This window comes from Micromonospora sp. NPDC049060 (assembly GCF_040649055.1).
Classification (GTDB): Bacteria; Actinomycetota; Actinomycetes; order Mycobacteriales; family Micromonosporaceae; genus Micromonospora; species Micromonospora reichwaldensis.
The window spans coordinates 30,883-51,176 of sequence record NZ_JBEZEV010000009.1; the positions used below are offsets into that span (position 1 = coordinate 30,883).

General features: G+C 74.7%; 12 protein-coding genes. 10 read left to right on the forward strand and 2 right to left on the reverse strand.

The features are described from left to right. The first annotated feature begins 10 nt into the window (after positions 1–10). The 8 genes from AB0B83_RS06470 (at position 11) to AB0B83_RS06505 (ending at position 15,577) form a co-directional block, all read left to right on the forward strand. Positions 11–1,903 carry an amino acid adenylation domain-containing protein gene (locus AB0B83_RS06470; protein ID WP_357577284.1) on the forward strand — a complete coding sequence of 631 codons (1,893 nt, stop codon included), beginning with the start codon at positions 11–13 and terminating at the stop codon, positions 1,901–1,903. Beyond that, positions 1,900–8,367: an amino acid adenylation domain-containing protein gene (locus AB0B83_RS06475; RefSeq protein WP_357577285.1), complete on the forward strand. Its 6,468-nt coding sequence runs from the start codon at positions 1,900–1,902 to the stop codon at positions 8,365–8,367. The genes AB0B83_RS06470 and AB0B83_RS06475 overlap by 4 nt, the downstream gene beginning before the upstream one ends. Before the next feature lie 46 nt (positions 8,368–8,413). Then, positions 8,414–9,691, forward strand: coding sequence for an MFS transporter (locus AB0B83_RS06480; RefSeq protein WP_357577286.1), 1,278 nt, complete (start codon positions 8,414–8,416; stop codon positions 9,689–9,691). A 2-nt stretch (positions 9,692–9,693) separates the two neighbouring features. Then, positions 9,694–10,149: an aspartate 1-decarboxylase gene (gene panD / locus AB0B83_RS06485; protein WP_132240573.1), complete on the forward strand. Its 456-nt coding sequence runs from the start codon at positions 9,694–9,696 to the stop codon at positions 10,147–10,149. After that, the gene (gene sbnA / locus AB0B83_RS06490) at positions 10,136–11,152 is read left to right on the forward strand and encodes a 2,3-diaminopropionate biosynthesis protein SbnA (protein ID WP_357577287.1); all 1,017 of its coding nucleotides are present in this window, start codon (positions 10,136–10,138) and stop codon (positions 11,150–11,152) included. The genes panD and sbnA overlap by 14 nt, the downstream gene beginning before the upstream one ends. Further along, a complete protein-coding gene (sbnB, locus tag AB0B83_RS06495) occupies positions 11,146–12,147 on the forward strand; it encodes a 2,3-diaminopropionate biosynthesis protein SbnB (protein WP_357577288.1) in 1,002 nt (333 codons plus the stop codon). The genes sbnA and sbnB overlap by 7 nt, the downstream gene beginning before the upstream one ends. Further along, a complete protein-coding gene (locus AB0B83_RS06500; RefSeq protein WP_357577289.1) occupies positions 12,137–15,304 on the forward strand; it encodes an amino acid adenylation domain-containing protein in 3,168 nt (1,055 codons plus the stop codon). Before sbnB ends, AB0B83_RS06500 begins: the two co-directional genes overlap by 11 nt. Before the next feature lie 63 nt (positions 15,305–15,367). Further along, the gene (locus AB0B83_RS06505) at positions 15,368–15,577 is read left to right on the forward strand and encodes a LuxR C-terminal-related transcriptional regulator (RefSeq protein ID WP_121401277.1); all 210 of its coding nucleotides are present in this window, start codon (positions 15,368–15,370) and stop codon (positions 15,575–15,577) included. A 15-nt stretch (positions 15,578–15,592) separates the two neighbouring features. Here AB0B83_RS06505 and AB0B83_RS06510 read toward each other — a convergent pair whose 3' ends face one another. Further along, a complete protein-coding gene (locus tag AB0B83_RS06510; protein WP_357577290.1) occupies positions 15,593–16,189 on the reverse strand; it encodes a LuxR C-terminal-related transcriptional regulator in 597 nt (198 codons plus the stop codon). A 162-nt stretch (positions 16,190–16,351) separates the two neighbouring features. Between AB0B83_RS06510 and AB0B83_RS06515 the strand changes: the two genes are divergently transcribed. After that, on the forward strand, positions 16,352–17,470 hold the full coding sequence (locus AB0B83_RS06515; protein ID WP_357577291.1) for a hypothetical protein: 1,119 nt from the start codon (positions 16,352–16,354) through the stop codon (positions 17,468–17,470). Positions 17,471–17,513: 43 nt separating this feature from the next. Continuing rightward, the gene (locus tag AB0B83_RS06520) at positions 17,514–18,398 is read left to right on the forward strand and encodes a 3-hydroxyacyl-CoA dehydrogenase family protein (protein ID WP_357577292.1); all 885 of its coding nucleotides are present in this window, start codon (positions 17,514–17,516) and stop codon (positions 18,396–18,398) included. 95 nt (positions 18,399–18,493) lie between these two features. On the opposite strand, the gene AB0B83_RS06525 is transcribed toward AB0B83_RS06520, so the two are convergent. Continuing rightward, complete coding sequence (locus tag AB0B83_RS06525) at positions 18,494–20,002, reverse strand: hypothetical protein (RefSeq protein WP_357577293.1); 1,509 nt, start codon at positions 20,000–20,002, stop codon at positions 18,494–18,496. Positions 20,003–20,294: the final 292 nt, after the last annotated feature.

The window sequence follows — 20,294 nt, forward strand, 5'->3', positions numbered from 1 at the left end:
CGTGACCGCCATGGCGAAGCTGACCGCGGCCGACGGGCACCGGGTCCCGACAGCGTGGAACGACACCGAGGTCGCGTACCCGACCGACCCGTGCCTGCACGAGCTGTTCGAGGAGCAGGTACGGCGTACCCCGGACGCGATCGCCGTGGTGTCCGACGAGCGGACCGTCCGCTACGCCGAGCTGGACCGCGAGGCCGACCGGCTCGCGCGCCGGCTGCGGGCGGCCGGGGTGCGCGCGGAGTCGGTGGTGGGGGTGTGCCTGCACCGGGGGGTCGACCTGGTGGTGGCGCTGCTGGGGGTGCTCAAGGCGGGCGGCGCCTACCTTCCGGTGGAACCGGACCAGCCGGCCGACCGGATCCGCTACCTGCTGACCGACTCGAAGGCGACGACCGTCGTCACCGGCCCGGGCGTCGACCACGAGCCGCTGGCCGCCGCCACCGGCGCCCCGATCCGGGTCGACGACGACCACCGGGGGCTGCCGGGCGGCGCCCCGGAGCCGGTCGTGGGTCCGGCCAACGCCGCCTACGTCATCTACACCTCCGGCTCCACCGGCCGCCCGAAGGGCGTCGTCGTGGAGCACCGCGCGATCGTCAACCGGGTGCGCTGGATGCCGGACGCCCTTGGCGCCGACGGCGGCGTGGTGCTCCAGAAGACGCCGTACGGCTTCGACGTCTCGGTGTGTGAGCTCTTCTCCCCGCTGACCACCGGGGCGACGCTGGTGACGGCCCGTCCCGGCGGGCACCGCGATCCGGCGTACCTGGCCCGGGTGGTGGCCGAACGGCAGGTCACCTCGATCCGGTTCGTGCCGTCGATGCTGCGCGCCTTCCTGGACGTGCTGCCCGCCGGCCGGACCAGCCTGCCGTCGATCCGGCGGGTGCTGTGCAGCGGCGAGGCGCTCCCCGCCGACCTGGTGGCCGCGGCGCACGACCGGCTCGACTGCGAGGTGGTCAACCTCTACGGGCCGACCGAGGCGACGGTCGAGGTGACCAGCACCCGCTGCCTGCCCGGCGAGGCGGTGACCATCGGCCGGCCGGTGGCCAACACCCGCACGTACATCGTGGACGGCGAGCTGCGGCCGGTGCCGGTCGGTGAGCCCGGGGAACTGGTGCTCGCCGGGATCCAGCTCGCCCGGGGCTATCTCGGCCGGCCGGGACTGACCGCTGCCTGCTTCGTCCCCGACCCGTTCGCCGACCGGCCCGGACAGCGCATGTACCGCACCGGCGACCGGGCCCGGTACCTGCCGGACGGCAGCATCGAGTACCTGGGCCGGCGGGACCAGCAGGTGAAGATCAGGGGCTTCCGGATCGAGCTGGGCGAGATCGAGGCGGTGCTCGGCCAGCATCCCGCCGTCCGCGCCGCCGTGGTGGACGTGCACCACGGCGCGGTCGGCGGCCCGCAGCTCGTCGCGTACCTGCTGCCGGCCGGCCCCGAGCCGGCCGACCATCGGGCGGTTCGCGCGTACCTGGCCGAGCGGGTGCCGGAGCACATTGTCCCGCAGAGCTGGGTGACGCTCGACGAGCTGCCCCTGACCGGCAGCGGAAAGGTCGACCGCCGGCGGCTGCCGGAGCCCGCCCCGGCCGGCCCGGTCGCCGACGGACCGGCGGCGGCCCCGCGTACCCCCACCGAACGGGCGGTCGCCGAGGTGTGGGCCGAGGTGCTGGGCGTCGACCGCTGCGGAACACACGACGACTTCTTCGACCTCGGCGGTCACTCCCTGCTGGCCACCCAGGTCGTCGCGCTGCTGCACGAACGGTTCCCGGTCGACCTGCCGGTCAGCGCGGTCTTCGAGGCGCCGACCGTGGCGGAGCTGGCGACGGTGCTCCAGCGGGCCGTCGAGGAGCGGGTGGCGGGGATGTCCGAGTCCGAACTGGAGACGATGTTGGCGCAGGTGGGCAAGGAATGACGACTCCCGAGGACCCGTCCCCGACCTTGACCGACGCCCGCCGTCGGGCGCTGGTGGAGGCGCTGCTGGCCGGGCGGGCCCCGGACCGGTCGCCGGCCAACCCGAGCGCGCCGCAACGGCCGACCGGCCCGCTGCCGCTGTCCTACCCGCAGCAGGGGGTGTGGCTGCTCGACCAGATCCGGCCCGGCGGCGCGGAGTACGTCGTGCCGTTCAGCTGGCGGTTGACCGGCCCGCTGGACCCGGTGGCCCTCCGCGAAGCCTGGCGGGAGGTCGTCCGGCGGCACGAGGTGCTGCGGACCCGCTACCGGGTCGTGGACGGCCGGCCGAGCCAGGTGGTCGGCCCGGCCGAGCCGGTCGAGCTGCCGGTCGTCGACCTGACCGGCTGCGCCCCGTCGCAGCGGCGGGAGCGGCTGGACGCGCTGATCCGGGACGAGGCGGGCACCCCGTTCAACCTGGGTCGGGACGCGCCGCTGCGGGTCCGGCTGGTCCGGCTCGCCGAGGACGAGCACGTCATGGTGCTGGTCGCCCACCACATCGCGTTCGACGGCTGGTCGGTCGGCGTGCTGGCCCGGGAACTCGGCGCGCTCTACCCGGCGCTGGTCGCCGGCGAGCCGTCCCCGCTCGCCCCGCCGCCGATCCAGTACGCGGACTTCGCGGTGCGGCAGCGGGACCGGGCGGCCGGCCTGACCGGGCAGCTCGACCACTGGCGCGACCGGCTGGCGGGCCTCGTGCCGCTGGAGCTGCCGACCGACCGGCCCCGCCCGCCCGTGCAGGACCCCCGGGGCGCGACGCTGCCGTTCACCGTGCCGGCCGACCTCGGTCGCGCCCTCGCCTCGATCGGGCGGCGGTACCGGGCGACGCCGTTCATGGTGCTGCTGGCCGTGTTCCAGGTGCTGCTGGCCCGCTACACCGGGCAGACCGACGTGGCGGTGGGCACCCCGGTCGCCGGGCGTACCCGCCCCGAGGTCCAGGACCTGATCGGGTACTTCGTCAACACGCTGGTGCTGCGGACCGACCTGTCCGGCGAGCCGACCTTCGTCGAGGTGCTGGCCCGGGTCCGGGAGACGGTGCTTGACGCGCAGTCCCACCAGGACGTGCCGTTCGAGCGGATCGTGGACGCGCTGTCCCCGGAGCGGGACCTGTCGCGCAACCCGCTGTTCCAGACCATGTTCGTCATGCAGAACGCCACGGCGGCCGACTTCGCCGGGGCGGGGCTGCGCGCGCGGCAGGTGCCGACGCTCTGGCACACCGCCAAGTTCGACCTGACCATGCAGGTGACCGAGGAGGCGGACGGCTCCTTCTCCGGGGTGGTCGAGTACGCGACGGCGTTGTTCGACGACGCGACCGCGCGGCGGCTGGCCGGGCACTACCAGCGGCTGCTGAGCGCCGTCGCCGCCGACCCGGACGCCCCGGTAACCCGGCTGCCCATGCTCACCGACGCCGAGACCGCCCAGCTCGCGGCCTGGAACGACACCGCCGTCGACCACCCCCGCCACACCCTGCTGCACCGGCTGATCGAGGCGCAGGTCGACGCCACCCCGGACGCGGTCGCCGTGCTCGACGACGACGAGGAGCTGACGTACGCCCAGCTCGACGCCCGCGCCAACCGGCTCGCCCATCGGCTGATCGCCCTCGGCGCCGGACCCGAACGGATCGTCGCCGTCAGCGCGCGACGCCGCGTCGCCCTCGCCGTGGCCCTCGTCGCCGTACTCAAGACCGGCGCCGCCTACCTGCCGCTCGACCCCGGCCACCCCGTCGAGCGGCTGCGCTGGATGCTCGCCGACGCCGGCGACCCCGTCACCCTGGTCGACGCCCCGGACCAGCACGACTGGTCCCCCGGTCCACGGGTCCACCTCGACGACCCGACGCTCACCGGCGAACCCGCCGGACGGCCCGGCGTCACCACCGACGACCGCAGCCCCGCCTACCTGATCTACACCTCGGGCTCCACCGGCCGCCCCAAGGGCGTCCTCGTCGACCACCGCGCCATCGTCAACCGGCTCCGCTGGATGCAGGACGCCTACCGGCTCGACCAGACCGACCGGATCCTGCAGAAGACCCCGCACACCTTCGACGTCAGCGTGTGGGAGTTCTTCTGGCCCCTGACCACCGGCGCCGCCCTCGTCATGGCCCGCCCCGACGGGCACCGCGACCCCGCCTACCTCGCCGAGACCATCGACCGGCGGCGGGTCACCACCGTCCACTTCGTCCCCTCGATGCTGCGCGCCTTCACCGCCCACCTCGCCACGACCGGCACCGCCCTGCCCCACCTCCGGCACGTCGTCTGCTCCGGCGAGGCGCTGCCCGACGACCTCGCCGCCGCCGTGCACGAACACCTCGACGTCGAGCTGCACAACCTCTACGGCCCCACCGAGGCCGCCGTCGACGTGACGGCCGCCCGCGTCCACCCGGGGCAGACCGTCACCATCGGCAGCCCCATCGCCAACACCGGCGCCCACATCCACGATCCCTGGGGCAACCCGGTCCCCGTCGGCGTACCCGGAGAACTCCTGCTCACCGGCGTGCAGCTCGCCCGCGGCTACCACCGCCGGCCCGCGCTCACCGCCGCACGCTTCATCCCCGCCGACGGCGGCCGGCGCGCCTACCGCACCGGCGACCAGGCCCGCTGGCGCCCGGACGGCACGATCGAGTACCTCGGCCGCCTCGACCACCAGGTGAAGATCCGCGGCAACCGCATCGAGCTCGGCGAGATCGAGGCCGCCCTCGCCGACCACCCCGGCGTCCGTACCGCCGTCGTGCACCCGCACGGCCCCGGCGACGACCGGCAACTCGCCGCCTACCTCGTCGCCGCCGACGGCCACCCCGCCGACGCCGACACCCTGCGCACCCACCTGCGCGCGCGGCTGCCCGAGTACATGGTCCCCGCCCACTGGGTCACGCTCACCGAACTCCCCCTGACCAGCAGCGGGAAGATCGACCGCAACGCACTCCCCCCGCCCGGCACGCACGCCGCGCGCAGCGGCGGGCACACCCCACCGGCCACCCCCACCCAGCACCTGATCGTGGCCGCCTACGCCCAGGCCCTCGCCGGCAACGCCGGACCGATCGGCATCCACGACCGCTTCTTCGACATCGGCGGCGACAGCATCCGCGCCATCCGGGTCGTCGGGAACCTCCGCGACCAGGGGCTCGACCTCACCGTCACGGACCTCTTCCGGTACCGGACGGTCGCCGAGCTCGCCGCGGCCGTCGACGCCCGGGAGGGCGGGCTGCCGGCCGAGGCCACCCGCCTGGTCGACCGGTTCGCGCTCATCGGCGAGGAGGACCGGGCCCGACTGCCCGAGGGCGTCGTCGACGCGTACCCGCTGTCGATGGCGCAGGCCGGCATGGCGTACGAGATGCTCGCCGACCCGACCGGCGAGCTGTACCTGAACAGCCTCTGCTATCCGGTCGAGGGCGAGGCGTTCTCGCTGCCCGCCCTGCGCGCCGCCGCCCGGCTGCTCGCCGCCCGGCACGAGATCCTGCGGGCCTCGATCGACCTGACCTCCTACCGCGAGCCGCTCCAGCTGATCCACCCGGGCGCGGAGATCCGGGTCGGCCACACCGACCTGCGGGACCTGCCGGCCGCCGAGGTGGAGGGCACCGTGGCCCGGCTGGTCGCCGAGGAGCGCCGGGACCGCTTCGACCTGGGCACGCCGTCGCTGCTGCGGCTGCACGCCTACCAGCTCGCCGACGACCGGTGGCGACTGCTGGTCAGCTACAGCCACGCCATCCTGGACGGCTGGAGCCAGAACTCGCTGGTCCCGGAGCTGCTGGCGTACCACCGGCGGATCCGGGACGGGCAGGACCCGCGGCCCGCCCCGGTGCCGGCCGTCCGGTTCGCCGACGCGGTGGCGCTGGAGCGCCGCGCGGTGGCCGCCGGGGTGGACCGCGAGTTCTGGGCGTCGCGGGTACGCACCCACGAGCGGCTCAGCGTCCCGGCCGCGTGGGCGGGTGCGGGGGCCCGGTACCGGGCGGTGCGGCTGCCCTTCGCCGACCTGATGCCGGGGCTGCGGGAGCTGGCCCGCACGGCGGACGTACCGCTGAAGAGCCTGCTGTTCACCGCGCACCTGGCCGTGCTGGGCGTCGTGACCGGGCAGCGGCGCTTCCACAGCGGGCTGGTCTGCAACGGACGGCCCGAGCTGACCGACGGCGACCAGGTGCGCGGCATGTTCCTCAACACCGTGCCGTTCGCGGTGGAGCTGACCGCGCCGACCTGGGCCGAGCAGGCCCGCCGGGTCTTCGCCGGGGAGGTCGCGCTCTGGCCGCACCGGCACTACCCGCTGCCGGCGATGCAACGCGAGTGGGGCGAGCAGAAGCCGCTTGTGGACGTCTTCTTCAACTACACCGACATGCACGTGCTCGACCTCGACGGCATCGACCGTTCGGCGATCACCGACACCACCCCGAACGAGTTCGGCCTCTCGGTGTCCAGCGAGCCCGGTCAACTGATCATCGAGGCCGGCACCGACCGGATCTCCGACGGCCACCTGGACCTGCTCACCCGGACCTACCGGCGGGTGCTGGAGGCGATGGTCGCCGACCCGACGGGTGACCCGCGCCGGTGCGGGCTGCCCGAGCCCGACCGGCGCGCCCTGCTCGCCCTCGGCGCCGGCGGACCGCGACCGGTCCCGGACGGGACGCTGCCCGAGTGGGTCGCCCGGCAGGTGGCGGCCACCCCGGACGCGGACGCGGTGGTCTTCGGCGCCGGCGTGCTCAGCTACGCCGAGCTGGACCGCCGGACCAACCGCCTCGCCCACCACCTGCGGGAGCTGGGCGTCGGGCCGGGGACGCTGGTCGGGGTGCACCTGGACCGCAGCGCGGACCTGGTCGTGGCGTTCCTCGCGGTGCTGGCCGCCGGTGGCGCGTACCTGCCGCTGGACCCGGACTACCCGGCGCAGCGGACCGCCTTCATGCTGGCCGACGCCGGCGCGCAGGTGATGGTGACCGAGACCGCGCTGGCCGGGCGGCTGGACACCGCCGGGATCCGGACGGTGCTGCTGGACGCGGAGCGGGCGGCGATCGACGCCCGTCCCGAGCGGCGGCTGCCCGACCGGCCGGCCGCCGACGACCTGGCGTACGTCATCTACACCTCGGGATCGACCGGCACCCCGAAGGGGGTGATGATCGACCACCGGGGGCTGGGCAACTTCCTCGCCGCGATGCGGCACCGGCCGGGTCTGCCGGCGGGGGCCACCGTGGTCGGCCTGACCACCGTGTCGTTCGACCCCTCGGTGCTGGAGCTGTACCTGCCGCTGCTGGTCGGCGGCCGGGTGGTGATCGCCGACGCGGAGCAGACCCGGGATCCGCAGCGGATGTCCGAGCTGATCGACCGCGCCGGGCCGGCGGTGCTCCAGGCCACCCCCGTGACGTACCGGATGCTGCTGGACTCCGGCTGGTCCCCGCCGGCCGGCGCGACCGTGCTCTGCGGCGGCGAGAAGCTGCCGACCGAGCTGGCGGTCCGGCTCGCCTCGACCGGGGCCACCGTGTGGGACATCTACGGGCCGACCGAGACCACGGTCTGGTCGACCACGACCCGGCTGGCTCCCGACGGCCGACCCGTCGACTTCGGCATGGCCCCGAACGCCGGGCTCCACATCCTGGACGAGCGGCTGGAGCCGGTGCCGGTCGGCGTCCCCGGTGAGATCCACATCGGCGGGGACGGGGTGGCCTGGGGCTACCGGGGCCGGCCCGCCCTCACGGCGGAGAAGTTCGTCCCCGACCCGCACTCCACGGCACCGGGCGCGCGCATGTACCGCACCGGCGACCTGGCCCGCTGGCACGCCGACGGGCACCTGGAGATCCTCGGCCGCGTCGACCACCAGGTGAAGATCCGGGGACACCGGATCGAACCGGCCGAGGTCGAGGCGGCGCTGCTGGCCCACGAGCACGTCCGGGCCGCCGTGGTGCACCCGCAGCGGTACGGCGGGGAGCAGGAGCTGGTCGCGTACCTGGTCGGCGGGGGGCGGCACCCGGTACCGACCGGCGAGCAGCTGCGCGAGTTCCTGCTCCGTACGCTGCCGGACTACCTGTGCCCGGCCGCCTACGTGGCGCTGGACGCCTTCCCGCTCACCCCGACGGGCAAGGTCGACCGCAACGCCCTGCCGGTGCCGCGACCCGGTGCCGGCGGGCGGCGGGAACCCGTGCGGGTGGCGCCGCGTACCGCCGACGAGCGGACTGTCGCGCAGGTGTGGGGCGAGGTGCTCGGCACCGGCGAGGTGGGCGTGCACGAGAACTTCTTCCAGGTCGGCGGGCACTCGCTGCTGGCCACCCGGGTCGCGGTCCGGCTGCGGGACCTGCTCCGCGTCGACGTGCCGGTCCGGGCCCTGTTCGACCACCCGACCGTCGCCCGGCTGGTCGGGGCGCTGCCCGGCTACCCGAAGCTGGACGGCCGGCCGGCGGTCCCCAGGCTGACCGCCCGGAGCCGGCTGGCCGACGTCGCCGCCCGCCGGGGTGCCCGGTGACCGCGCGCGGGGGCCCCGCCGGCCGCCGCCGGATCGGTGGCGACCGGTGAGCCGGGTCGACGCTCCGGTCGTCGGGGAGCGGATCCCGCCGCTGCACCGCAACCGGGACTTCCTGCTGCTGTGGAGCGGCTCGGCGGTCTCCATGCTCGGCTCGACCGCGTCGCTGGTGGCGTACCCGCTGCTGGTGCTGGCGCTGACCGGCTCACCGGGCGCCGCCGGGCTGGCCGGCTTCGTGGCGCTGCTGCCGACGCTGCTGTTCCAGCTGCCGGCCGGGGCGCTGGTGGACCGGTGGGACCGCAAGCGGGTGATGATCTGGTGCGACGTGCTGCGGGCCCTGGGGGTGGGCAGCATCGTGGCGGCGATCGCCGTCGACGAGCTGCACCTGTGGCACGTGCTGGCCGTCGGTTTCGTCGAGGGGACGCTGTCGGTCGGGTACGAGCTGGCGGCCGGCGCGGCGATCCCGAACGTGGTGCACCCGAGCCAGGTGACCACGGCGCTGTCGCGCAACGAGGCCCGGGAGCGGGCCGCGGTGATGGCCGGCACCCCGCTCGGCGGGGCGCTGTTCGGGCTGGGGCGGATCTGGCCGTTCGTGCTGGACACCGTCTCCTATCTGGTCTCCCTGCTGACGCTGCTGTTCATCCGCCGCGACTTCCAGGCCGCGCCGGGCGACGCGACCGGCCCCGACACCCGTCCCGGGAAGCTGGCCGCCGAGCTGACGCACGGGCTGCGGTGGTTGTGGGGGCAGCCGTTCCTGCGCACGGCCACCCTGCTGGTCGCCGGCAGCAACCTGCTGTTCCGCGTCCTGTTCCTGATCATCATCGTGGCGTTCGAGGCCGCCGGGGCGGCCCCGGCCGCAATCGGCCTGCTGCTCGGTGTGGCCGGCACCAGCGGGGTGCTCGGCTCGCTGGTGGCGACGTGGTGCGCCGGGCGGTTCCCGATGCGCGCGATCGTCATCGCCGCGAACTGGGTGTGGGCGCTGATGACCTGCGTCATCGCCCTCACCGACGACCGCTACCTGATCGGCGCCGCGTACGCCCTGATGTGGTTCGTGGGGCCGATCTGGAACGTGGCGGTCGCCGGGTACCAGATGGCCATCACCCCCGACCGCATCCAGGGCCGGGTGCTCAGCGCGGTCAGCCTGCTGGCCAACGGCGCGGTCGCGCTCGGTTCCCTGGTCGGCGGCTTCCTGCTGGAGTCGCTCGGGCCGGCACCCGCCGCGTGGTCGATGGCCGTCTGGATGGTCCTGCTCGCCGCCCTGGCGACGCTCAGCCGCTCGATACGTCGAGCGGGCTTTCTGCCGATCGAGCCCTCAAGGAGGAGCTGAAGGTGTTGCGCACCATACTCAAGTCGAAGATCCACCGCGCGGTGGTCACCCAGGCCGACCTGCACTACGTCGGCTCGTTGACCATCGACGAGGATCTGATGGACGCCGCCGACCTGCTCGCCGGCGAGCAGGTGCACGTGGTGGACATCAACAACGGCGCCCGCCTGGAGACGTACGTCATCGCCGGCAGGCGCGGCAGCGGGGTCATCGGGATCAACGGGGCCGCCGCCCGGCTGATCCACCCCGGCGACCTGGTCATCATCATCAGCTACGCGGCGATGGCCGACCCGGACGCCAAGGGGTACTCGCCCCGGGTGGTGATGGTGGACGAGGCCAACCGGATGCTCGGCACCACCGACGACCCGGCCGAGGCGATCCCCGGCACCGCGACCGTGCCCGGTAACACCCTGCGGGCCGCTACGGATCCCCGTAGCGGGAGCGAACATGCGGGCCGATGAGACCGACGTCGGTGGGGTGCTGACCACGATCGGCGGCTCCCCACTGGTCCGGCTCGACAAGCTCATGCCGGACGCCGCGTTCACGCTGTGGGCGAAGCTGGAGGCGCACAACCCGGGCGGCAGCATCAAGGACCGCTCGGCGTTGGGCATGCTGATCGACCGGCTGCGGACCGGGCAGCTGCAACCCGGCCGGTCGGTGGTGGTCGAGTCCAGTTCGGGCAATCTCGGCATCGGGCTGGCTCAGGTGTGCCGCTACTTCGGCCTCCGGTTCATCTGCGTGGTGGACCCCCGCACGAACGCGCAGAACATCGCGGTCATGCGCGCGTTCGACGCCGAGGTGGAGGTGGTGACCCGCACCGACCCGGCCACGGGCGAGTACCTGCCGCAGCGCATCCGCCGGGTCCAGGAGCTGGTCGCGACCATCCCGAACGCCTGGTGGCCGGACCAGTACGGCAACCCGTTGAACCCCCGCGCCCACGAGACCACCATGCGGGAGATCGTCGAGGGGGTGCCCGCCCCGCTGGACTTCCTGTTCTGCGCGACCAGTTCCTGCGGCACGCTGCGCGGCTGTGCCGACTACGCGCGCCGGCACGAGCTGGCGCTGACAATCGTCGCGGTGGACGCGGCGGGCAGCGCCATCTTCGGTGACCACCCCCCACGCAAGCGGCTCATCCCCGGCCACGGCGCGGGGATCCGGCCGAAGCTCTACCGGGACGGGCTGGCCGACAAGGTGATGCACGTCGACGACCTGGACTGTGTGGCCGGCTGCCGCCGGCTGGCCCGCCGGGAGGCCATCCTCGCCGGTGGCTCGTCCGGGGCGGTGGTGGCCGCCCTGGAGCAGTTTCGCGACCTGATCCCGGCCGGCGCGACCTGCGCGCTGATCTTTCCCGACCGGGGTGAGCGCTACCTGAACACGATCTACGACGACGACTGGGTGACCGGGCACTTCGGCGACGTCACCCACCTGTGGAGGGACCGGACAATGGACGTGCCGTCATGCTGATCGTGTCCGCCGGCGAGGTCCGGCAGATCCTGGCCGACCGGGAGGACGCCGTCCTGGACGCGGTCCGCCGCGCCTACGTCCTGCACGGGCGGGGGCGTACCGTGCTGCCGCACTCGGTGTTCCTGCGGTTCCCGGAGGACGCCCGCAACCGGATCATCGGGCTGCCCGCGTACCTGGGCGACGACTCCCCGGTCGCCGGCATGAAGTGGATCTCGTCGTTCCCCGGCAACGTCGACCGCGGGCTGGCCCGCGCCTCCGCCGCGATCGTGGTGAACTCGATGACCGACGGCCACCCGGTCGCGCTGATCGAGGGCTCCACGATCTCCGCCCGGCGGACGGCCGCCAGCGCCGCCCTGGCCGCCGGCGCCCTCGCCCCGCCGGCCGGCGGCGTCTCCCTGGTCGGCTGCGGCGTGATCAACTTCGAGGTGCTGCGGTTCCTCCGTGCGGCGCTGCCCGGCCTGACGGAGGTGACCGTCTTCGACCTGGACGCCGGGCGGGCCGCCGCGTTCGCCCGGCGCTGCGCGCGGTGGGACCTGAAGGTGCGCGTCGCCGGCGGCGTCGAGGAGGCGCTCGGCGCCCACCCGCTGGTCTGCCTGGCCACGACGGCGGGCGTACCGCACCTGGGGCTGGCGCACTGCCGCCCCGGGGCACTCGTGCTGCACCTGTCGCTGCGGGACATCTTCCCGGCGGACGTCCGCACCGCCGTCAACGTCGTCGACGACGCCGACCACGTCTGCCGGGCGGCCACCTCGCTGCACCTGGCGGAGCAGGAGGCCGGCAACCGCGACTTCATCGCCGCCGGCATCGGCGAGATCCTGGACGGGGCCGGCTGGCGGCACGACCCGCAACGGGTCACCGTCTACTCGCCGTTCGGCCTGGGCGTGCTCGACCTCGCCGTGGCCGAGCTGGTGCGGCGGGCCGCGGAACGCGACGGCCTCGGCACCCGGCTGCCGGACTTCCTGACCATCGCGCCGGAGGACCCGGATGCCGACTGAGCCGGGCGTCGCACCGTGGAACGACACGGCCAGGAGCTACCCGGGACAGCCGGCACTGCACGAGCTGGTGCACGGGCAGGCGGCGCGCACCCCGGACGCCGTCGCGGTGGTCACCGAGCGGGAGCAGCTCAGCTACGCCGAACTGGTACGGCGGGCCGACCGGCTCGCCGACCTGCTGGTCGCGCGGGGCGTCGGCCCGGAGTCCCGGGTCGGGGTGTGCCTGCACCGGGGCGGCGACCTGGTGGTGGCCCTGCTCGGCGTCCTCACCGCCGGAGCCGCCTACGTGCCGCTGGACCCGGAGCACCCGGCCCGGCGGATCGCCCTGCTGGTGGCCGACGCGGGGCTGGACACCGTGGTGGCCGACCCGGGCCTGCCGGCCCTCGCCGAGGCGGGCCGCAGCGTCGCCACCGTGCCGGTGGGCCGGGAGACCCCCGGTCGGCCGGCCGGGGCGCCGCGGGTCACCGTCGACGCGGATCATCCGGCGTACGTCATCTACACCTCCGGCTCCACCGGTCGGCCCAAGGGCGTGGTGATCCCGCACCGCGCCATCGTCAACCGGGTCCGCTGGGGGCTGGACGCGCATCCGCTGGGCCCCGACGACCGGGTGCTCCAGAAGACCCCGTACGGCTTCGACGTCTCGGTGCCGGAGATCTTCGGCACCCTGGCCGCCGGCGCGCGGCTGGTGATGGCCCGCCCCGGCGGACACCGCGACCCGGCGTACCTGATCGACACGATCCGCCGGTACGGGATCACCGCGATCCACTTCGTACCGTCGATGCTGCGGGCGTTCCTCGCCGAGGTCCGCGACACCGAGGCCCGCCTGCCCGCCCTGCGCCGGATCGTCTGCAGCGGCGAGGAGCTGACGGGTGACCTGGTCACCGAGGCCGACGAGCTGATCGGCTGCGAGCTGCTCAACCTCTACGGCCCGACCGAGGCGGCGGTGGAGGTGACCGGGTCGCGCTGCCGGGCGGGTGAGCCGGTCAGCATCGGCCACGCGGTGGCGAACACCCGCACCCACGTCCTGGACGAGCGCGGCGAGGCGGCGGACGTCGGCGAACTCTGCCTGGCCGGGGTGCAGCTCGCCCGGGGCTACCTGGGCCGGCCCGGGCTGACGGCCGAGAGGTTCGTCCCCGACCCGTTCGGCCCGCCCGGCTCCCGGCTGTACCGCACGGGGGACCTGGCCCGGCGGCTGCCCGACGGGGCCGTGGACTACCTGGGCCGGATCGACCACCAGGTCAAGATCCGGGGCCACCGGGTCGAGCTGGGTGAGATCGACGCGGCGCTGCGTACCGTGCCGGGCGTGCGGGCCGCCGCCACCGCCGTGCACGCCGGGCAGCTCGTCGGGTACGTGGTGGCCGGCGCCGTCCCCGGCGTCCGGGTGCTCCGGGCCCACCTCGCCGAACGGCTGCCCGGGCACATGGTCCCGCCGGCGTTCGTGGCCGTGCCGGCGTTGCCGGTCGGGCCGAGCGGCAAGCTGGACCGGGCGGCCCTGCCCGCGCCCGACGGGCACCGGCTCGCCGACGGGGAGCGGGTCGAACCGCGTACCGACGACGAGCGTCGGCTCGCCGGCATCTGGGCCGAGGTGCTCGGCGCCGGGCCGGTCGGGGTGCACGACACCTTCGTCGAGCTGGGCGGCGACTCGCTGGCGGCCGCCCGGGTCTGCTCCCGCCTGCGCCACCTGTGGGGCCGGTCGTTCTCCCCCGCCGACGTGCTCACCGCCACCGTGGCCGACCTCGTCGGGGCCGGCCGGGCGGCGGCCGGCACCGGTGGCGCAGCCGGGGAGAGCCAGCCGCCGGGCGCACCGGACGTCGACGCCGACCGGCCGGCTGCCGGGGCGCTCAGCGCCGCCCAGCACCGGATCTGGTTCGCCGACCAGCTCGATCCGGGGTCGACCACCTACACGATCGCCGAGTCCTACCGCCTGCGCGGACCCGTCGACGTCGACGTGCTGGGCGCCGCCCTGGCGGACACGGTGCGCCGGCACCCGGCCCTGCGGACCACCTTCCGGTCCCGGCGCGGCGTGCCGTACGCGGAGATCGGGCCGGACGCCCGGGTGCCGGTCGAGGTGCGCACCGTCGCCGACCTCACCGAGGCGCGGGTGGCCGTCGAACGGCTCGCCGCCGTGCCGTTCGCGCTCGCCGAGGGGCCGCTGCTGCGGGTCACCCTGCTGCGCCTGGCCCCCGAGGAGCACGTCCTGGCCGCCACCGTCCACCACGTCGTCGCCGACGACTGGTCGATGGACGTGCTGTGGCGCGACCTCTGCCAGGCGTACGCGCGGCGCCGCCGGGGCGACACGGCGGCCGTCGACCCGCTGCCGCCGGCCCCGCTGCCGGCGACCGACCCGGCCGGCCTCGACTACTGGCGTCGGCACCTCGCCGGCGCGCCGCCCACCCTGGACCTCCCGACCGATCTGCCCCGACCGGCGCGGCTGCGGCAGAGCGGGGCCACCGTCCGGTTCGACCTGTCGGCGGAGACCACCGCCGCGGTGCGGACGCTGGCGCGGGCCACCGGCTCGACCCCGTTCATGGTGCTGCTCACCGCGTTCACCGTGCTGGTCGGGCAGCTCGCCGGCCGCGACGACCTGGTGGTCGGCACGTTCGCCGCGAACCGCGACACGGAGGCGGCGGAGAACGGGATCGGGATGTTCGCCAACACCCTCGCCCTGCGGGTGCCCTGCCCGCCCGGAGCGGCCTTCACCGACCTGCTGCTGCGGGTACGTGACGTGGCGCTGGCCGGGTACCGGCACCAGGGGTTCCCCTTCGACCGGCTGGTGACGGCGCTGCGTCCGAAGCGCGACCTGGGCCGCAACCCGCTGGTCCAGGTCGCCTTCCAGACTCTCGGTGACCTGACCGGTCGGCTCCGGCTGCCCGGGGTGACCGCCGAGCCGTTCCGGCACGGCCAGGGCGGTTCCCCCTTCGACCTGCTGCTCACCGTACGGGGAGAGGGAACGCGGCTGACCGGGTCCCTCCAGTACCACGAGGACCTGTTCACCGCCGACCGCGCCGCCTCGTTCGCCGCCGGCTTCAGCGGGATCCTCGCCGCGGCGGTGCGGCGGCCCGAGGAGGCGGTCGGGCGGTTGGCCCGGCAGTGGATCGTGGGCGCCCGTGCGGAAAATGCGGGGGCGGCGGCCGGCAATCTGGGTGCGGCGGCCCGATGAGCGGGCGACGAGCCGTTCCTAGCCTGGGTCGGTAGTCACCACCACACGGCCCAGGAGACGATCATGAGGAACGCGTCGAAGCCCGTACTCACCGCCCAGCAGCTCCGGGTGCTCGAACTCGTCGCCGAGGGGTACGACAACGCGGGGATCGCGCGGGAACTGCGCTGCTCACCACACAGCGTGAAGAACATGATCTACGACCTCATGGCCCGGTTGCAGGTCTCCAACCGGGTCCACGCGACCGCGTACGCCATCCGGCACGGGCTGATCTGACCCGGCGCGTCCGGCTCAGATGAGCCCCTCACGCAGGGCGCACGCCACGGCGTGCGCCCTGTTGCGCACCTGCCATCGGTGGGTGATCGCGTGCACGATGCCGGTCACGGTGCGGACCGAGTAGGCCAGCGAGCGGGCGATCTCCTCGGTCTCGTGCCCGTCGGCGAGCATGAGCAGCACCGCCCGCTCCCGCGTGGTGAGCCGTCGTGCCGCCGGCCGCTCCGGCGCCCGCTCGTCGGCCCGGGTCAGCAGGTCCCCCAGCAGGTCCGACGGCACGGTGAAGCTGCCCTCGGCCGTCGCCCGGATCGCCGGGCGCAGCCGGTCGGGGCGAACCTCGCAACGGCGCAGCAGCCCGCCGGCACCCGCCGCCACGGCCTCGGCCACGTCCGACTCCCGCAACCTGTCGGCCACCAGCAGCACCCGCCGGCCGGCGCGGGACAGCGAGCGCAACAGGACCAGCACCGCGTCGCCGACCTCGTCGGTCACCACCAGCACCACGTCCGGCCGGTCGACCACCACGGTCAGCTCCGGGCACACCCGCACCAGCTCGTCGACACCGACCCGTACCTCCGGGTCGGCGGCGATGACCTGCACCCGTACCTGCTCGTCCATGCGCACCACTCCAGGAAACTCGTCGCTGACGGACGGCAACGAGAATGTCACCGCGCCTGCGGCGACCGGTACGGGGAACGGCCCCCATATTCTCGGCATCCCCGGACAGCTTCCGCACCCGGCCGCGCGCTACGCCGCGATCAGGTTCCTTCCCGATGCCTCATGACGAGCGGGTGGGAGGGATCCGCCGTAGGCATCGTCGACACTGCCGCGTCACGTGCGCTTGCGGATCTCGTCGGCGGCCTGCGTTACGATCTTGAACAGGTCGCCCACCACACCGGCCCGACGGCAGGAACGGCAGCGGACCCCGGCCCCCGGTGCGCCCACCGGCTGCCGGCCGGCAGCTCACCCCGGCACCCCGAGCACGCCCTGGACCGGCGCGGCGTCCTGCACGCCGTGGCCAGCCGGGGCGAGCGTGCCGCCGCCACCGCCCACCTGGCCGCGCACGGCCTGCTCGACCTGTTCACCCGGGTCGAGGTGGGCTGGGGCGCCAAGTCCCTCGCGGTCACCCGGATCGCCGCCGACCTGGGCATCGGCCTGGACACCGTCGCGTTCGTCGACAACGACCCGGTGGAGCGCGCCGAGGTGGCCGCCGCGCTGCCGGTCGTGCGCTGCCACCCGGCCGACGCCGTCGCCGCACTGCCGGCGCTGCCCGAGTTCGCCCGCGAGTTCGTCACCGAGGAGTCCCGGCAGCGCCGCCAGCTCTACCGGACCGACGAGCGACGCCGGGCCGCCGAGGCCACCCATGCCGGGCCGCCCGCGGACTTCCTCGCCTCGCTCGGCCTGGTGCTGGAGGTGCGCCGGGCCGGCCCGGCCGACCTCGCCCGGGCGCACGAGCTGACCGTACGCACCCACCAGCTGAACACCACCGGCGTCACGTTCAGCCTGGCGGAACTGCGCGCACTGTGCGCGTCGCCGCGGCACGAGGTGCTGGTGGCGCGGCTGCGGGACAGGTTCGGCTCCTACGGCACGGTCGGGCTGGCCGTCACCGAGCTGCGGCCGGACGCGAGCGTACTGCGGCTGCTGCTGATGTCGTGCCGGGTGCTGTCCCGGGGCGCCGGCGCGGCCCTGCTCGACCACCTCGTGCACACCGCGCTCGCCGCCGGCCGACGGCCGGTGGCGGAGTTCGTGCCCACCGCGGTCAACCGGCAGATGCTGGTCACCCTGCGCTTCGCCGGCTTCGCCGTCGAGGACGACGCGGGCGACCGGTGGACGCTCGCGATCGACCCGGCCCGGCCGCCGACCGCGCGGGCACACCCGGTGCGGGTGGTGACGGCGTGAGCGGGCACAGCGGACGGATCATCAGGCGCGGCGAGGGGGGAGCATGAGCGGAACCGTCGGGGTGGTCGGCGCCGGCACGATGGGGCTCAGCATCGCCCAGTGCCTGGCCGAGGGCGGGTACGACGTGGTCGTGGCCGACCCGGCGCTCGGGTCGGCGACCGGGGTGGCGGCGGCGGTGGACCGGCTGCGTACCGGGCTGCGGCAGGCCCGGCTGCTGGCCCCGCACCGCGCGGGCGAGCCGATGGCCCGGGTGACCGAGCGGATCAGCTGGACCGACCGGACCGCCGGGCTCGACCGGGCCGGGTACGTGATCGAGTGCGCACCGGAACGCATCCCGCTCAAGGAACGGATCTTCGGCGAGCTGGACGCCGTCTGTCCACCGACGACGGTGCTCGCGTCGGTCACCTCCGCCATCCCCATCGACCGGCTCGCCGCCAGCACCCGCCGGCCGGACCGGGTGGTCGGGACACACTTCATGAACCCCGCGCCCCGCAGGGACAGCGTCGAGGTGGTGCGGGCGCCACGGACCAGCGCGGACACCCTCCAGCGCACCCTCGACCTGCTCGCCGCGATCGGCAAGACCGGCATCGTCGTCGCCGACGGGCCGGGCTTCGTGATCAACCGCGTGTTGATGCTCACCGTGAACGAGGCCGCCGAGGTCGTCGGCCAGGGCACCGCCGACGCCGCGACCGTCGACCGGGTCTTCCAGGAGTGCCTCGGCCACGCGACGGGTCCGCTGCGTACCGCCGACCTGATCGGCCTGGACACCGTCGTCGACACGCTCCTGGTGCTGCTCGAGTGCACCGGTGACCCCCGCTTCCGGCCCGGGCGCACGCTGCGGGAACTGGTGGACGCGGGCCGGTACGGGCGCAAGAGCGGCAGCGGTTTCCACAAGTACCCGCGGCCGGCCGCGACCGCCGCCACCTGACCACCACCGACCTCCGCGCCCAGCACCCGCACGGCTGCCCGTCGGCCGGAGGTCGACGCAGGTCATGGCACTCGGCACCTGGTGCCGATCGACCGTCAGCGCCTCCCCTGCGAGGGTGCCGACGAGGCGAGTCGCTCGCGCATCGCGTCGACCGGCAGGGCCGGGTTCCGCGCCGTGGACCCGGCCAGTTCGACGTCGTCGAGCAGGTCGACGATCCGGTCCACCGGCAGTCGGGGGCATGCCGCCATCGCCTGCCGTACCGCGGCGTCGGGGTCGCGGGTGAGCCGGTCGACGAGCGCCGGATCCGCCTCCGGGTCGCGGGCGACGAGCCGCCGGACGGCGGGATCCTGATCGTCGGCGAACCGGGCCAGCCCCGCCGTCGGGAAGTTCGGCAGCGCCAGCAGCCGGCCCCGGTCGCATCGACGGTTCCCCTGCTCGCGGAACACGCGCAGGAGCAGTTCGGGCGGCGCGGCCGGATGGTGATGAGCGACGAGCGCCCGCACGCCGGGATCGGCATCGTCCGAGAGCGCGGTGACGATCCCGGCCGGCAACCGCGGGTCGACCGCGGCCCGCCGGCGCAGGAGCGGGTTGACCGACGTGGCAAGCCGTACCGACTCCGCCGGCGGCGGCAGCGGTTCACGCGACACCGTCCCCCGCACGTGCCAGCACAGGTCGATACGGGGGTCAAACGGTGCCGTGGTCACGTCGATGTCGATCGCCGCACGTTCCTCCTCGGTCAGCGCGGGATGCACGGAGGCCGCGGTCCGTACGGACGCGTCCGGGTCGGCGGCGAGCCGCGCCAACTGGGCGCCTGTCAGGTCGTCACGCCCGGCGAGGCTGCGCCGGACGTCCGCCGACGGGTGGTCGAACAGCGCCTCGACCACCTCCGGCGGCAGGGCCGGGTTGGTTGCCATCGCGTCGACGCCCTCCCTCCCGTCCTCGGCGGCGAGCACGTACTCGATCAGTGCGGGCGAGAGCGGCAGCTCACCCAGCAGCCCTCGGTACGCGTACCCGTTGGCGGGTAGGTCCGCCGGCTCCTGCGCCCGTTCCCGCTCGGCGTAGAAGTGGGCGGTCGCCGCCCGCACCTCCGGCACGTCGTCGTGCAGCAAGGCTTGGCGTAGTTCATCGCGGGACGCTTCGTCCAGGCCGCCGAGCAGCCCGACCGCGGCGGCACGCACGAGCGGCTCCGGGTGGGTGGCGACGACACGCACCGCACGCCGGTCGCCCCACGCCAGCTCGATCACCTCGCCACGCAGCTCGGCCGCCGTCATGATGCCTCGCCGGAACTGCTCGACGAGCCGGTCCAGGCTCGGCGTGAACGCGCGATCCGGCAGAGCCAGGTCCGGATCCGCACGGACGAGCTCGACAACGCGACGCTCGGGGTCGTCCAGCAGGCCGAGCCGGAGCGCCGGGACGATGTGCGGGTTGGCGGCGAGCGCGCCGCGTACCCGGGCCGAGGGGTGACGCATCGCCCCTGCGACCACCGCGGGCGGCAGGTCGGCGCGCCGCCGGAACGCTGCGGGGACGGCCTCGGCGTGGTCGTCGAGCAGACGCAGCAGCACGTCGGCCGGTGCCGCCGGATTGCCCGCGAGTCCCCGCGCCACCGGGTCTCCGACCGGGCCGTCCAACCAGGGGTCGCCGCGGAGGTGGACCACCCTGGAGGTGCCGACGTGTCCGTCGGTCGTCCGGAGCGTCGTCCAAGGGTCGTCGTCAATCACAAGCAGCGAGGGTATAGCGGCGAAACCGCACTTCAACAGGGCTGTTCACCCGAATGGCAGCAGTGCGGGCCCGACGTACAGTTTGGACGGTGCCACCCTGCGGAGGCCGCCAGCAGCACGGCTGCGGCGGAGACCTTTTCCGGCAGTGAACGGCCCGGATCGTGCGATCAGTGGGCTA

Excerpts from the sequence above, each read along its gene's own strand:
- AB0B83_RS06475 (WP_357577285.1), top strand. The coding sequence starts at position 1,900 with ATGACGACTCCCGAGGACCCGTCCCCGACCTTGACCGACGCCCGCCGT.
- AB0B83_RS06505 (WP_121401277.1), top strand. The coding sequence starts at position 15,368 with ATGAGGAACGCGTCGAAGCCCGTACTCACCGCCCAGCAGCTCCGGGTG.
- AB0B83_RS06500 (WP_357577289.1), top strand. The coding sequence starts at position 12,137 with ATGCCGACTGAGCCGGGCGTCGCACCGTGGAACGACACGGCCAGGAGC.
- AB0B83_RS06470 (WP_357577284.1), top strand. The coding sequence starts at position 11 with ATGGCGAAGCTGACCGCGGCCGACGGGCACCGGGTCCCGACAGCGTGG.
- sbnA (WP_357577287.1), top strand. The coding sequence starts at position 10,136 with ATGCGGGCCGATGAGACCGACGTCGGTGGGGTGCTGACCACGATCGGC.
- AB0B83_RS06510 (WP_357577290.1), bottom strand. The coding sequence starts at position 16,189 with ATGGACGAGCAGGTACGGGTGCAGGTCATCGCCGCCGACCCGGAGGTA.
- AB0B83_RS06520 (WP_357577292.1), top strand. The coding sequence starts at position 17,514 with ATGAGCGGAACCGTCGGGGTGGTCGGCGCCGGCACGATGGGGCTCAGC.
- sbnB (WP_357577288.1), top strand. The coding sequence starts at position 11,146 with ATGCTGATCGTGTCCGCCGGCGAGGTCCGGCAGATCCTGGCCGACCGG.
- AB0B83_RS06515 (WP_357577291.1), top strand. The coding sequence starts at position 16,352 with ATGACGAGCGGGTGGGAGGGATCCGCCGTAGGCATCGTCGACACTGCC.